The following is a 14407-nucleotide window of genomic DNA, read 5'->3' as shown; positions in this document are numbered from 1 at the left end:
GCGAATGATGCACAAGACTTGTCCAATCCTGCTGTCCGGTTTTTTCGTGCTCGGGCTTTTTGTCGTTCAGGCCCATGCAGGCGAAGGCGCGCCGCTTTCCTGGCGCGACGACCTGAGCCCGAAAGACCGCGCGCGTGTCGCGGCTGTACTGAAACCCTCGTCCGACAGGGCCGCGGCCGAAGCCTTCGAGCGCATGAGCGCGGGTGCCGCGACCTCGCAGAAATACGTCAACGCCAACGCCTTTTCGCAGCCCTCGGCCAATCTCTCCTTCGAGGAGCAGCAGAAATTCGCGGTCGGCAACGGCCTGTTCCGCAAGCTCTGGGTCTCGGCTCCGTCTTCCACGCAGGCGTCCGACGGTCTCGGGCCGCTGTTCAACGCACGCTCCTGCCAGGGCTGCCACCTGAAGGATGGCCGCGGCCACCCGCCCCGCGAGGGCGAGGAGGCAGTCGCCCTGTTCCTGCGCCTTTCCGTGCCGCCAAGGACGGAAGAGGAGCGCAAGGCGCTGGCCGACGGGCAAATCCTGTCGCTGCCCGAGCCGACCTATGGCGGCCAGTTCCAGACCTTCGCCGTGCCCGGCCTGAAGGCGGAAGGACGCCTTGCGGTCGACTACGAGGAGATCGAAACCGCCTTTGCCGACGGCACCACGGTCAGCCTGCGCAAGCCGGCCTACCGGATGACCGACCTGGCCTACGGGCCGATGGCCGCGGATGTGCTGACCTCGCCGCGCGTCGCGCCGCAGATGATCGGTCTCGGCCTCATTCAGGCGATCCATCCGGGCGATATCCTGGCGCAGGCCGACCCGGAGGACGCCGATGGCGACGGCATTTCCGGCCGCGTCAGCTGGGTGTCGGACCCTGCGACGGGCGAGAAGGCCATTGGCCGCTACGGCTGGAAGGCCTCCACGCCTTCGGTGCGCGCGCAATCGGCCGGTGCCTTCGCCGGTGATATCGGCCTGTCGACGCCCGACGTGCCCCATAATTACGGCGACTGCACGAAGGCGCAGTCGGCCTGCTTCGCCATGGCCAATGGCGAGCAGGAGCATCTCGGTGTTTCCGAGGCGCCGGACCCGGTTATGGACCTGGTCGACTTCTATTCCCGCAACCTCGCGGTGCCGGCGCGCCGCGACTTCGATGATCCGCAGGTGCTGGCGGGCAAGGCGGTGTTCAACGATCTCGGCTGCGCTTCCTGTCACCGGCCGAAATATGTCACGTCCCGCAAGGCCGATATCGCCGCCCACCGCTTCCAGCTGATCTGGCCCTATACCGACCTTTTGCTGCATGACATGGGCGAGGGGCTGTCGGACCACCGTCCGGTGGGGTCGGCCTCCGGCGCGGAATGGCGCACCCCGCCGCTCTGGGGCATCGGCTTGACGGAAATCGTCAGCGGGCAGGAAAGCTACCTGCATGACGGGCGGGCGCGTACGCTGGAAGAGGCGATCCTGTGGCATGGCGGCGAGGCGGAAGGCGCGCGCGCCGGCTATGCCGCCCTTGCCGAAGAAGACAGGAAGTCGCTGATCCGCTTTTTGAGATCGCTGTGAGGCTGCAATGATGTTCCGGAAGTTCCGGCAAGCCGCGCTGCTCGCGGCTGCCGTCATTCTGCCGCTGGTCGGCGGAGCCATGGCGGAGCCCACCGCGGACTTTGCCCCGTTGGTGCGCAATGTCGTCGACGGCTATGCGGTGCCGAAGTCGCAGGCCCTTGCCGAAAGCTTCGCCGCCCTTCAGGCATCGATCACCGGGCTGTGCAGTGAGCGCCCGTCTATAGCGCAAAAGGAAGCATTCGACGCGCGTTTTAGTGCCAGTGTTGAAGCATATGCGCAACTGGCGATCCTGCGTTTCGGCGCGCTTGCCGACGAGCATCGGCTGGAGCGGCTGGCCTTCGTGCCGGATGCGCGCGGTGTCGTTCGCCGCCAGGTGGACCGCCTGCTGGCCCGGCCCGATGCGTCGGCAACCGACCCGGACCGCCTGCGCGACAAGAGCGTCGCGCTGCAGGGACTTTCGGCGCTGGAATGGATCGCCTTTTCGCCGGACGGTGCAGTAATACTTGCGCCTGAAGGCAAGAAGGGAGCCTTCACCTGCGCCTATGCCGAAGCGATCGCCGCGCGGCTGACGGCGACGGCGCGGGAACTGGCCGAGGCCTATCGGACCGGCAACGGACAGACGGGCCTGTTGCTTGCGCCTTCGCCGGAAAATGCGCTTGTCCACACGCCGCAGGAGGCAGTGGAAAGCGTCTTCAATGCCCTTTTCACCGGCCTTGCCGTGCTGCGCGACCAGGTGCTGGAACGCGTGCTGGAGCCGGGCGATCCGGCATTGCGGGCCGAGCGGGCACCGTTTGCCCGCAGCGGCAATGAGTTCACTTACCTTGCCGCGGGTCTGACCGGTCTCAACGAGGCGGTGACGGCGGGCGGATTCGTTGCAGCCGCCCCGCAGGAAGGGCAATGGCTCGCCAATTCGTTGGCCTTCGAGACGAAGCTCGCCACCAGTGCGCTCCATGGGTTCGACATGCCGTTGGCGCAGGTCCTTGCCGACGAGGAAAGCCGCAGGCGCCTGGAGGTGGTGGAGATCAACACTTCCAGCATCCGCGATCTGCTCGGACGCGAGCTGGCCGGTTATCTGGAACTGAAGGGAGGCTTCAATGCTCTCGACGGAGATTGACCGCCGCCACTTCCTCACCATGCTGGCGGCCGGTTCCGCCGGGCTTGTCCTTTCCGGTCGACAGGCAGCAGCGCTCGGCGTCTTCGACGCGGCGGCGGGCGAGCCACTCTTTGCCGGCGCAAGGCGCGAGGCGGATGGTTCGCATTCCATCGCCGTCGTCACGCCGGAAGGGCTGGAGGCACTGAAGATCCCGCTCCCCGGTCGTGGCCACGATATCGCCTTTTCTCCGGATGGCCGGCAGGCGATCGCGTTCGCGCGGCGGCCCGGCACCTTCGCGGTCGCCTTCGATGTCGAGGGGCGGCGCGAACCGGTGGTCGTCAGTGCTCCCACGGGGCGGCACTTCTACGGGCACGGCGTCTATTCGCCTGATGGCCGGCTGGTCTATGCGACGGAGAACGATTTCGCCTCGGCGCGCGGGTTGCTCGGCGTTTACGACGTCAGCGGCGAGACGCCACGCCGCATCGGCGAGATCGCGACCGGCGGCGTCGGCCCGCACGATGTGTTGCTGAGCGCCGACGGACGCACGCTGGTCGTCGCCAATGGCGGTATCGAGACCCGGCCGGAGACCGGTCGCGAGAAGCTGAACCTCGCCACGATGGAGCCGAACGTCACCTTCATCGACCGCGAGAACGGGGCAATTCTTGCGTCCCACAAGCTGGACAAGGCCCTGCATCAGCTGTCGCTGCGCCATATGGCGCTCGACCCCTCGGGCACAGTCTGGATCGGCGGCCAGTACGAAGGACCTGAAGGCGACCGTCCGCCGCTCCTGGTGCGTCTTTCCCGGGATGTAGGGCCGGCGTTGTTCTCCGCCCCGGATCCGGTTCAGGCATTGCTTGCCAACTACGTCGGCTCGGTTGCCGTCAATGCCAGCGGCGACGTGGTGGCGACCTCTCATCCGCGCGGCAACCGCATCCTCTACTGGTCGACCGCCGACGGCAGTTTCCTCGGCGCGCAGATCATGGTGGATGCCTGCGGCCTCGCGCCGATCGAGGAGACCGGTTTCCTGATTTCCGACGGCAACGGCCAGCTCAGCTACAGCGATGATCCCGCCTCGTCGCCCGACGCCCTGTCGGTTGCAGCCGGCATCTCCTGGGACAATCACCTGGTGCCGCTGAAGCGGGCGTGACTTAGATAAAGGCTTGCGTGAGGTCCGGCAGCGGCAGGTTGTGCAGTTCCGTCGACCATGTCTCGCCGGTTGAGACTGGCAGCGCGCGCGTGAGTGTGCCAGTGGAAATGATTTCGCCCGGCCGCAAGCCGGGTGAGCCGGGGCGGTCGGCGAGCACTTTCGCCAGATGGGCGAGCGCGGCAAGCGGCCCGCCGCCGAGCACGTTTTCCGCCCTGCCCTTGTCCATCGCCATGCCGTCCCGCTTCAGGGTGATGGTGAAGCTTGCCAATCTCGCCATCCAGTCGCCGCGCGCTTCCGACGCGATTTCCACGAAGGGCCCATGGGTCAGTGCGCCATGCAGGGCGAAGGCGGCGATCGTATCGGCGGCGCGGAATTTCCAGCCGGCAAACAGCGACTGCACGATCTCGAAGCCATGCGCCACATGGGAAATGCAGTCAAACAGCGCTTCGTCGTCCATTCCGGCTTCGGGCGTCGCGGATAGGCGGAGGACGATTTCCGGCTCGATGCGCGGCTCAAGCAGGTGGCCGAGCGGTTGAGGCTTGCCGGCCTCGGCTACGGTCGTGTCGTAGACCGGTCCCCAGATCGGCGCGTAGACCTTGTATTCCTCCCAGATGGTCCGGTTGGTGAAGCCGATCTTGCGTCCGACCGGCTTTTCGCCGCGTGCCACCCGCAGCCGCGTCACCTCGTGGGAGACCGCATAGGCGGCATCCTGGTCGAAGCCTACCAATTCGTCCGAAATGCAGGGGATCTGGCGACCCGTGTCGAGGGCCTCGAGGATCCTTCGGGCCAGCTGCTCGGTTTCGGTCATTGATTGTTTTCCGGTTATCGCTGGCCGCAGGCTGCCACGGATTTCCCGTTCGTCACAATCCCGCTCTCGTGGAGTCTGGCAAAATCAAACAGATTCGAAGATATTAATTTATAAGATCTTGTGTGAGTTGGCTCACAGCCTTGGTGGAAGCTCGCCCGCTAAAACGCCTATGTAGCATTACGTAAGTTTGCTAGTCTGCCGTCATCAATGAAGAGGTCTGTTATGCGATGCGGCCTGATATGCGGTGGCTTTCTGGCGATGGCTGTCCTTTTTGCCCCCGTGGATGTGGCGGTGGCGGACGATGACGACGTGGTCACCGGCGAGCGCCTTGCCGCCGTGCTGCGCGCCGGGCGCAGCGTCATTTCCAGCCACCAGGACCTGATCAACGACGAGACGATCGGCGAGAAGAACCTGACCGGCGACAGCGTCGTTGCCGAGGCGCTAGCCCTCTACACCGAGCGGGAAGGCAATCCGCCCGAAGGCGACGGCCTGACGGAGCGCGACAAGCTCCTCTTCGACGCCCAAATCGCCGCCATGCGCGAGATCGTGTCGGAGTACGAAGAGCTGATCGACACCGAAGGGGTCGGCTTCAAGGGCTTCATCCCCGCCATATTCGCCCGTCTCGTCAACGAACGCTTTTCCGAAAAGGTGGGCGATCTCGCGAAGACCAAGGTCACCGCCCCTGACGAGCTGGTGCGCAACCGCAAGGCGCGGCCGGACGAGTGGGAGCGGCAGGTGATCGAGGAGAAGTTCCTCACCAAGGACTGGCCGAAAGGTGAGGCCTATGTCGAGGAGATTGACAGGGATGGGCGCAAGGAATTCCGCATGCTGATTCCGGAATATTACTCGGCCTCCTGCCTGACCTGCCACGGTGGTCCCAAGGGAGAGGTCGATGTCACCGGCTATCCCAAGGAAGGGGGAGCTGAGGGCGATCTGGCTGGCGCCATCAGCATAACCCTCTACAAGTAGATGGCGGGGAAGGGAGGCATCGGGGCGTGGGTCGCCCGGCTTTCGGATCGCAAGATACCGCTTCGCCTGGTGTCGCTGACCTCGGCGCTGTTGTGCGCGCTGCTCGTCAGCATTGCCGTGATGACGCATAACCTGCGTGAAAACCAGCGGAGTATCGAGCAGGCCAATCTCCGCTTCCACCATCTGGACGTGGCCGCTCGCGCTCATCTTCATTTCGGCGACATGCGCTACTGGCTGACGGACTTGTCCGTCAGCCTGCTGACGCTTTCCGAGCGCAGGGCCCAGACCGCGCGCGCCGCGCTGATGGAGGATCTCGTCCTCATCCGCGACTATGCGCCGGACGCGGCCGGCCGCATCGAGGAAGGCGCGAACGGCTATTACGACAGGGCGATGCAGGCCGTCGACGCCTATACGGACGGTAACCGCGTCATCGGTAACACGATGCTTGCTGCCGCGCGGACTTTCAGCGACGAGGTCGATGGCGCGCTGCAGGATCTGCGCGGGCGGCTTGAAGATCAGGCTGACCGGGCGCGTGTTGCGGCGGAAGAAGCCGCGCGAAAGAACTATAATCGCGCGCTTATCGCCAGCGGCGTGATCACCGTGCTCGGCATTATCGCCACATGGCTCGTGCTGCGGTCGATCCTGCTGCCGCTCGCGCGGGTAGATCGCGCCATGGCGGGGCTCACGGAAGGCCGGGGGGATGTGGAGTTGCCGCCGGAGGGGCGGGACGAGTTCGGCCGGCTGGCCAGGACGCTGCGCCTTCTTCGCGATTCCCAGGCGGAGCGCCGGCGCCTGGAGGCGGCGGCCGAACGCCAGCGCGATACGGTGGTCACCGCCATCGAGACGATTCCCGACGGTTTCGCCCTCTACGATGCCGACGACCGGCTGGTGATGGTCAATCGCCGCTACCTGGAGATATTCCCCGAGCTTGCCGACCTGATGACGCCGGGCCGCGCCTTCGCGGAAATCGTGCGCGCCCAGGCGGAGCGCGGCACCAGCCAGACGGACGGAATGTCGGTCGACGACTGGGTGGCGGATGTCGTGTCCCGCCATCGCGAGCCGCAGGGCATGGTGGAGCGGTCTTTCACCAACGGGCTGTGGCTCAGGATCGCAAAGCGCAAGACCGCCGAGGGCGGCACGGTTGCCGTCTACACCGACATCACCGACCTGAAGAAGCGTCAGGCGGAACTGGAGGAGGCGCGCCGGGGTGCTGAGGCGGCGAACGAGGAAAAGAGCCGCTTCCTTGCCTCCATGAGCCACGAGTTGCGCACGCCGCTCAATGCCATCATCGGCTATAGCGAGATGTTGACCGAAGACGCACGCGATCTCGGCGAGCCGGGCTTCGTCGCCGACCTGGAAAAGATCATGGGCTCGGGGCGCCACCTTCTGTCGCTCATCAACGACATTCTCGATCTATCCAAGATCGAGGCCGGCAAAATGGAGCTCTATGTCGAGCGTTTCGACCTGATGGAGCTTATTGCCGACGTGGAAAGCACCATCGTGCCGCTGATCGCCAAGCGCGGAAACCGGCTGACCGTAAAGACGTCGGTCGATCCCGTCGAGGTGGAAACCGACAAGACGAAGCTGCGGCAGAACCTCTTCAACCTGCTCTCCAACGCGGCGAAGTTCACCGAGAACGGCGACATCGTCCTGAATGTGGAACGCCAGCGCAAGAAGCGCGGCGACATGCTGGAATTCTCCGTCACCGACAGCGGCATCGGCATGTCCAAGGCGCAGCAGGCCAAGCTCTTCCAGGCTTTCTCCCAGGTCGACGCCTCCACCACGCGCAATTATGGCGGCACTGGACTGGGGCTCGCGATCACCAAGCATTTCACCCGCATGATGGGCGGCACCATCGACGTCAGGAGTGCCACCGGCAAGGGATCGACCTTCCGCTTCTGCATTCCCGCCATCTGCAAGGGCAATGCGCTGGTCGAGCAAGAGACCGAGCAGGCTGCTGTGGCGGCTTCGGCCGTGAAGGCGGGCGGCACCGTGCTGGTGATCGACGACGAGGCGCGGGCGCGCAAGGCGATTTCGGACGCTGTCCGGACGGCCGGCTTCAAGGCGCTTGAAGCCGAGGGCGGGGCGGAGGGCATTGCCCTCATGCGTAAGTCGCGGCCCGATGCGGTGATCCTCGACGTCATCATGCCCGGGCAGGACGGTTGGTCGGTGCTGCGCGAGATCAAGTCCGATGCCGCGCTCTGCGACATTCCCGTGATCCTGGCGACCGTGGTCGCCGACCGGGAGATGGGCCTTGCCTTCGGCGCGGCGGATCATCTGATCAAGCCGATCGAGCCGCGCCTTCTCATCGAGACGCTGAACGCCGTTGCCGGCGAGGATCGCCACGATGTGCTCGTGGTCGATGACGACGCAGCGACGCGCGAGCTGTTCCGCCGGGTGCTGGTGCGAGAGGGCTGGCGGGTGCGCGAGGCGGCCAATGGCCGGCGCGGGCTGGAGCAACTTGAGGCCGGACGACCCTCCATCATGGTGCTCGACCTGATGATGCCCGAGATGGACGGTTTCGCGCTCCTGCAGGCGATCCATGAGCGCAAGGACCTTGCCGACCTTCCCGTGGTCGTCGTCACGTCAAAAGATTTGAGCCGCGAAGAGCGCGAGTGGCTCGGCAGCCACGCGGCGGATGTGGTGAAGAAGGGCGCGAAGGGGCGCACCGAGCTGATCGCGGCGCTGAAGCGCCACATGAACGTGCCGGAAAATGCTTAAGGGGAACGGAGACGATGGTTAGGATCCTCCTCGTCGAAGACAATGAGATGAACCGGGACATGCTGTCCCGCCGTCTGGAACGGCGTGGCTACGAGGTCGTCATCGCCGTCGATGGCAAGGCCGGCGTGGAGGCAGCCACCTCCGTCGATCCGGATCTGGTGCTGATGGACATGAGCCTGCCTGTCATCGACGGCTGGGAGGCGACCCGGCAGATCAAGGCGAACCCGGCGACCTCCGCCATTCCCGTCATTGCGCTTACAGCGCATGCCATGGCCGGCGACAGGGAAAAGGCGATCGATGCCGGCTGCGACGACTACGACACCAAGCCCATCGAACTGGCGGGGCTTCTCGACAAGATCGCCCGCCTGACCGCGAAATGAGGTGCAATGGCTGAAAGCCGGGACATCGGGAACCGCGCCTATGCCGCCATCATGGCGCAGAAGCTCGCCGACCCGGCGCGCGCCGTCCTCGGCTATCAGGAACTCGTGCTGGACGAAGTGCGCGAGCAGGGGCCGCATGAGGCGTTGGGCGACCTGGAAAAGGTGCTTGCGGCAGCGCGCCAGCTCAACGCCCTGATCGAGCGCCTGGCGGAAGGCGGCGCGCCGGTGGTCGACGCGCGGCTGAGGCACGATCTGCGCACGCCGATGAACGCCATTCTGGGCTATTCCGAGATGGTGGTGGAGGATTTCGCGGATGAGCTTTCGCCGCGCCTTCTGGCCGATATCTCGCGTATCATAGACGAAAGCCGGACCCTGCTCGAGCAGATCGACGAGCCGGTCGGGACGGCCGAGACCGACAAGGGCGGGCGACCGGACAACGACATCGACGTGACCATCGCCGCCGATCTCGCCCGTACCATGACGGCCCGGCCGAAGGCGCAGGCGCATGAAGCCGGTCGTATTCTCGTTGTCGACGATACGGCCTCGAACCGCGATCTCCTGTCCCGCAGGCTGACCCGTGACGGCCATGCGGTCACCGCCGCCTCGTCGGGTAACGAGGCGCTTGCCATCCTGCGCGAGCACAGCTTCGATCTCGTCCTTGCCGATATCCTGATGCCGGACATGAACGGCATCGAACTGCTCGGCCGGCTGAAAGCGGACGAGAACTGGCGCGACATGCCGGTGGTCATGATTTCCGGCCTCAAGGACGAGGACGCCGTCGTCCGCTGCATCGAGGCCGGTGCCGAGGATTACCTGCGAAAGCCCATCGACCCGGTTCTCCTGAAGGCCCGTATCACCGCCTGTCTCGAACGCAGCCGCTGGCGGGAGCGCGAGAGGCGCTATCTCGCCGAGATCGAATTCGAGAAGGAGCGGGCGGATGCGCTGCTGCATGCCATCCTGCCGGGCCAGGTGGTGCGCAGGCTCGCCAATGGCGAGGAGGTCATCGCCGACCGTATCGATATGGCGTCGATCCTGTTCGCCGATATCGTCAACTTCACCGAACTGGCGGCGCGCACGCCCGCTTCGGATCTGGTGAAGCGGCTGGGGGCGCTGTTCTCGCGTTTCGACGAGCTTGCCGACGAGCATGGCGTGGAGAAGATCAAGACGATCGGCGATGCCTACATGGCCGCGTCGGGCCTGCCCGAACCACGTTCCGACCATGCGACCGCGATCGTCGATTTCGCCAGGGCGCTGCTGGCGGAAACCGAAAACCCCGATGACGCCGGCGCGTCGCTGAAACTGCGGATCGGCATTCACAGCGGGCCGCTGATTGCCGGCCTCATCGGCCGCAAGCGCTTCGTCTATGACGTGTGGGGCCACACGGTCAATCTGGCGAGCCGGATGGAGTCCTACGGTTCGTCCGGCAAGATCCAGATCTCACAGGGCACCTATGAGGCGCTGGGCAACCGCTGTCCTGTCGACCGGCCGCGGGTTCTGGAAATCCGTGGCATCGGCAAATACACGGCCTATTTTCTCCTGTAGGAAGCGAATCACCGGAAAGATTTCAGGACCAGCGGAGAGGCCTCGCGCATGACAGACACTTCCCTATTCGCGCTGACAGGCAGGATCGCGCTCGTCACCGGCTCCACGCAGGGCATAGGCCTGGCGCTGGCGCGGGGCCTTGCCAAGGCGGGCGCTTCGGTGATCCTCAACGGCCGCGACAAGGGCCGGCTCGCCAAGGCCGCCGCCGATCTTCAGGCCGATGGCGCGACCGTCTTCCAGCTTGCCTTCGACGCGACGGATCACGCGGCGGTGAAGGACGCCGTCGACGGTTTCGAGGCGGAAACCGGCCCCATCGAGATCTGCATCAACAATGCCGGCATGCAGCACCGCGCGCCGCTGGAGGATTTCGAACCGGAGGCGTTCGAGCGCCTGCTGCGCACCAATATCTCGACCGTCTTCAATGTCGGACAGGCGGTGGCCCGACACATGATCTCCCGCGGCCGCGGCAAGATCGTCAATATCGCCTCGGTGCAGAGCGCGCTCGCCCGACCCTCCATCGCCCCCTACACGGCGACCAAGGGCGCGGTCGCCAATCTCACCAAGGGCATGGCGACGGACTGGGCGAAATACGGCCTGCAATGCAACGCGATCGCGCCGGGCTATTTCGACACGCCGCTCAACGCGGCCCTCGTCGCCAATCCGGAATTCAGCGCCTGGCTCGAAAAGCGCACCCCGGCCGGGCGCTGGGGCAAGGTGGAGGAACTGGTCGGCGCCGCCGTCTTCCTCTCGAGTGACGCCTCCAGCTTCGTCAACGGTCACACGCTCTATGTCGACGGCGGGATCACGGCCTCGCTTTGAGGTTTGGCAGGCTACTCGGACGGAGATCTCCTGATATTTGCTAGGTAAAAATGACAATATATCTGTGTTTTTCAGTCTTCGGACGGGTTATTCGAGTGTAGATTTTTGATTGTTGTTGTCGACAGGGTTTTATTGTGGCGCTACTCTGGTTTTGGGGTGGTGTGTCATGTTGAGTAGAGTATGCGTTAAATGCTTGTTGTTGCTGCTGTCATGCGGATTGCTGATAGCATCTACCCCAAGAATTGCTCATGCAGATCTTTCATTTAATCTCCAGCAAACCGGCAAGGGCTGGTCATTTATTGAAGTTTCTGGACAATTCGAAACGTCGGATGACATTTCTCAGCTCCGCTATCTGGCCATTTCCAGCGCGGCAAGGGTTGTCGTCTTCGACTCGCCAGGCGGGAATGTGCTCAAGGCCATGGAGCTTGGGCGGTTAGTTCGAAGCCTTGGCTTGGTAACCGTACAGATTCGCAATTTTGATTGTGCATCCGCCTGCGCCCTTGCCTTTATGGGTGGAGTGCAGCGCGTTGCCGAGCCGGGCTCGATTGGAATGCACAAGGCGTCATTTTCTGGCGAACTATCTTTTACTGCGCATGAAGCCGTGGCGGCAGTTCAGCAAATGACCGCCTTGATTATTGCTTACATGATCGAGATGGGTGTCGATCCTGGCCTATTGCAGGTAGCCCTCCAGTACGAAAGCAGCGACATGCGCTATCTGTCGGCGAGCGAGATGGAGCAATTCCGTCTGACGACTGATGCCGACAATGTGGCATCTGCGCCGGCTACAATCGCGCCAACTCCCTATGCCCCCGACCGAAGTTCGCAAAAAACAGCTGCATTACCGTCCTACAACCCGGCACTACGCCCTTCTCCCTCCACAGGACCCTATGGGCTTGCAAGAGCCGAAAGCGGACGCGTCAGACACAAGGACGGATACGCTCCGATGAAGTTGAGGCCGGAAGCCAAATCCACCGACATGACGAGCCTGCGCAATGGCCAGCCTGTGCAGATTCTCGGAAGCATCGAACGCTGGTATCAAGTCCGCTCAGGCACCATGACTGGCTATATGCATCATACTTGGATCTTCGTGGACCAATATGTCACCGGTCCTTTCGAGGCTCGCTATATCCAGATTAAGAGCTTCGACAACTTGGCCGATCTCGAAGCCTTTGTGAGGTCCTTCCCGATCAAGCTTTCGGCCTATCGGGCGAGCAACGGCTGGTACGCGGTGACGCTTGCTGGAACCTATGACAGGAATTCGGCAATTGAGATCACGCGACGTCTCAAGGCGGAGCGCTCGATTCCGCAGGATTCCTACGTCACCTATGGCAATACCTACATGCAACGGGTGTGTTGCAACTAGCTCCTGACCTTTTCCTTGAATTCACCCCTTCCGCGTATTCCACTTCCCGGCCTGGGCCAGCGCGCCGCGTCCAAGGATCGCCGCGTCGACATCGACGGCGGTGAACACGCTGCCGCCCTCGATCACATCTTCCAGGAAAAGCTGGTCGAGCGTCAGGATGCCGGCGGGCAGGCCAGCGGCGCGCACCCGCTTGATCGCGTCGAGCACGGCGGTCTTCACCGCCGGATGGCTGGGCTCACCCGGATAGCCCATGCTGGCGGCGAGATCGGCCGGGCCGATGAAGATCGCGTCGATGCCCGGCACGGCGGCGATTTCCTCGAGTTTGCCGAGCGCGTCGAGCGTCTCGATCTGCACGATGAGGCAGATCTCCTCGCGGGCATGCCGGTGATAGTCGGGGATCGCGCCAAAGCGGCTTGCCCGGGTGATGCCGGCGACGCCCCGGATGCCGGCCGGAGGATAGGCGACGGCGGCCGCCGCAAGATACGCTTCCTCCGCGTTCTGGACGTAGGGGATGAGCAGCGTCTGGATGCCGCAATCCAGCAGGCGTTTGATTTCCGGCGGGTTGAGCGAGCTTGGTCGCACGATCGGCGTTACCGGATAGGGCGCGACCGCCTGCAACAGCGCCAGCACGTCGCCGGTCGACATGGCCGTGTGCTCGGTATCGATCATCAGCCAGTCGAAGCCGCAGCCGGCCAGCATCTCGATGGTTGTCGGGTCGGGGATCGAGCACCAAAGGCCGATCTGCTGGCGGCCTTCCGTGATGGCGGCCTTGAAGGCGTTCTTCGGCAGATCCATGTCGCGTGCGCTCCCCTGCTCGTTCATCCGCTTGCCGGCGCAGCGTAATCCAAGCGGGCGGACATGGGCACCGTTAATCTGGGTTCGTTCGCTTTCCGGCGTGCTACCTGAAGCAACTGGCGCAGCATTCGGTTTTGACAGGCGCCCCTTCTCCCTGTGTAAATAGTGACGTAACGGTATTTTTGATTGCGGGCCGCGATACCGGTGCAAGAAGGCCCAGGGAGGAACGCCATGACAATCTCGATGACACGCCGTGGCCTGATGACGGCCGCAGCGGCCACCACCCTCGCGCTGTCGCTGGGGTCTGCCGCCTTTGCCCAGGACAAGATCAAGCTTCGGTTGTCGTCGCCCGCTTCGGAGACGGATCAGCGCGCCGTCGCGCTCATCGAGAAATTCGGCCCGGCCGTTGCCGAATTCGCGGAATTCGAGCCGCATTGGAACGGTACGCTGTTCAAGCAGGGCACGGAGCTCGAAGCGATCGCGCGCGGCAATCTCGAAATGTCGATTGCCTCCGCCCAGGAACTGGCGGTTTTCTTCCCCGAATTCTCGATCTTCACCGCCGGCTACGTGCATCGCGATGCGGCGCATCAGGTCGCCGTATTCAACGATCCGCTGATGGATCCCTTCAAGCAGAAGGCGGAAGACGAACTGGGCGTGAAGCTGCTGACCGTAATGTATCTCGGCCGCCGCCAGGTGAACCTGAAGGGCGACCGCGAGGTCAAGACGCCGGCCGATCTTGCCGGCGTGAAGCTGCGCATGCCGGGCACCGACGCCTGGCAGTTCCTCGGCAAGGCGCTAGGCGCCAGCCCGGTGCCGATGGCCTTCACCGAGGTCTATACCGCGCTGCAGACCGGCGCCATCGACGGTCAGGACAACCCGCTGCCGACGGTCGTGGATGCCAAGTTCTACGAAGTGACCAACCAGATCGTACTGACCAGCCATCTGGTAGACCTCAATTACCTCGCCATCTCCAAATCGTTATGGGACGGGCTGACGCCCGAACAGCAGGCGGCGCTGCAAAAGGCAGCCGACGATGCCGCCGATTATGGCCGGGCCAACCAGCTCAAGAAGGAGGAGGAACTTGGCTCCTTCCTGGTGGAGCAAGGGCTGAAGGTTTACGAGCCGGATGTGCAGGCTTTCCGCGAGCACGTACAGAAGGCCTATCTGGAATCCGACTTTGCGAAGAGCTGGCCGGAGGGCCTGCTCGACAAGATCAACGCGCTTTGATCCGCG

The 14407-nt window shown here is 63.9% G+C and carries 12 protein-coding genes; 10 read left to right on the top strand and 2 right to left on the bottom strand.

The window, feature by feature from the left end; translation table 11 throughout:
• The first annotated feature begins 7 nt into the window (after window positions 1-7).
• The 3 genes from H2509_RS01935 to H2509_RS01925 are packed head-to-tail and all read left to right on the top strand — an operon-like array spanning window position 8 to window position 3777.
• Window positions 8-1537 (top strand): di-heme oxidoreductase family protein, encoded by a 1530-nt coding sequence (locus H2509_RS01935; RefSeq protein WP_182161934.1) that lies wholly within the window; start codon window positions 8-10, stop codon window positions 1535-1537.
• A 7-nt stretch (window positions 1538-1544) separates the two neighbouring features.
• Window positions 1545-2651 carry an imelysin family protein gene (locus H2509_RS01930; protein WP_182161743.1) on the top strand — a complete coding sequence of 369 codons (1107 nt, stop codon included), beginning with the start codon at window positions 1545-1547 and terminating at the stop codon, window positions 2649-2651.
• Window positions 2632-3777, top strand: a complete 1146-nt coding sequence (locus H2509_RS01925) for a DUF1513 domain-containing protein (RefSeq protein ID WP_182161741.1) — start codon at window positions 2632-2634, stop codon at window positions 3775-3777. Before H2509_RS01930 ends, H2509_RS01925 begins: the two co-directional genes overlap by 20 nt.
• Window position 3778: 1 nt before the next feature.
• On the opposite strand, the gene H2509_RS01920 is transcribed toward H2509_RS01925, so the two are convergent.
• Entirely contained in the window at window positions 3779-4585 is an 807-nt protein-coding gene (locus H2509_RS01920; RefSeq protein WP_182161739.1) for a 2-keto-4-pentenoate hydratase, read from the bottom strand.
• A gap of 258 nt (window positions 4586-4843) precedes the next feature.
• Here H2509_RS01920 and H2509_RS01915 point away from each other — a divergent pair, with 258 nt between their 5' ends.
• From H2509_RS01915 to H2509_RS01890, 6 genes are all read left to right on the top strand, one after another.
• Complete coding sequence (locus H2509_RS01915) at window positions 4844-5554, top strand: Tll0287-like domain-containing protein (RefSeq protein WP_235974611.1); 711 nt, start codon at window positions 4844-4846, stop codon at window positions 5552-5554.
• Complete coding sequence (locus H2509_RS01910; protein WP_182161735.1) at window positions 5555-8275, top strand: response regulator; 2721 nt, start codon at window positions 5555-5557, stop codon at window positions 8273-8275. It begins immediately after the preceding gene.
• Window positions 8276-8289: 14 nt separating this feature from the next.
• Complete coding sequence (locus H2509_RS01905; RefSeq protein WP_182161732.1) at window positions 8290-8655, top strand: response regulator; 366 nt, start codon at window positions 8290-8292, stop codon at window positions 8653-8655.
• A 6-nt stretch (window positions 8656-8661) separates the two neighbouring features.
• A complete protein-coding gene (locus H2509_RS01900) occupies window positions 8662-10197 on the top strand; it encodes an adenylate/guanylate cyclase domain-containing protein (protein WP_182161730.1) in 1536 nt (511 codons plus the stop codon).
• 48 nt (window positions 10198-10245) lie between these two features.
• A complete protein-coding gene (locus H2509_RS01895) occupies window positions 10246-11016 on the top strand; it encodes an SDR family oxidoreductase (protein WP_182161728.1) in 771 nt (256 codons plus the stop codon).
• A 193-nt stretch (window positions 11017-11209) separates the two neighbouring features.
• Window positions 11210-12379: an SH3 domain-containing protein gene (locus H2509_RS01890; RefSeq protein WP_182161726.1), complete on the top strand. Its 1170-nt coding sequence runs from the start codon at window positions 11210-11212 to the stop codon at window positions 12377-12379.
• A gap of 21 nt (window positions 12380-12400) precedes the next feature.
• Here the strand turns inward: H2509_RS01890 and H2509_RS01885 are convergent, their stop codons facing one another.
• Window positions 12401-13174: an HpcH/HpaI aldolase family protein gene (locus H2509_RS01885; RefSeq protein WP_182161724.1), complete on the bottom strand. Its 774-nt coding sequence runs from the start codon at window positions 13172-13174 to the stop codon at window positions 12401-12403.
• 231 nt (window positions 13175-13405) lie between these two features.
• Here H2509_RS01885 and H2509_RS01880 point away from each other — a divergent pair, with 231 nt between their 5' ends.
• The gene (locus tag H2509_RS01880) at window positions 13406-14401 is read left to right on the top strand and encodes a sialic acid TRAP transporter substrate-binding protein SiaP (protein ID WP_182161722.1); all 996 of its coding nucleotides are present in this window, start codon (window positions 13406-13408) and stop codon (window positions 14399-14401) included.
• Window positions 14402-14407: the final 6 nt, after the last annotated feature.

The organism is Stappia albiluteola (genome assembly GCF_014050225.1).
GTDB classification, from domain to species: Bacteria; Pseudomonadota; Alphaproteobacteria; order Rhizobiales; family Stappiaceae; genus Hongsoonwoonella; species Hongsoonwoonella albiluteola.
Note: the sequence above shows the minus strand (reverse complement) of the source record. Positions and strands in the feature narration are given on the sequence as shown.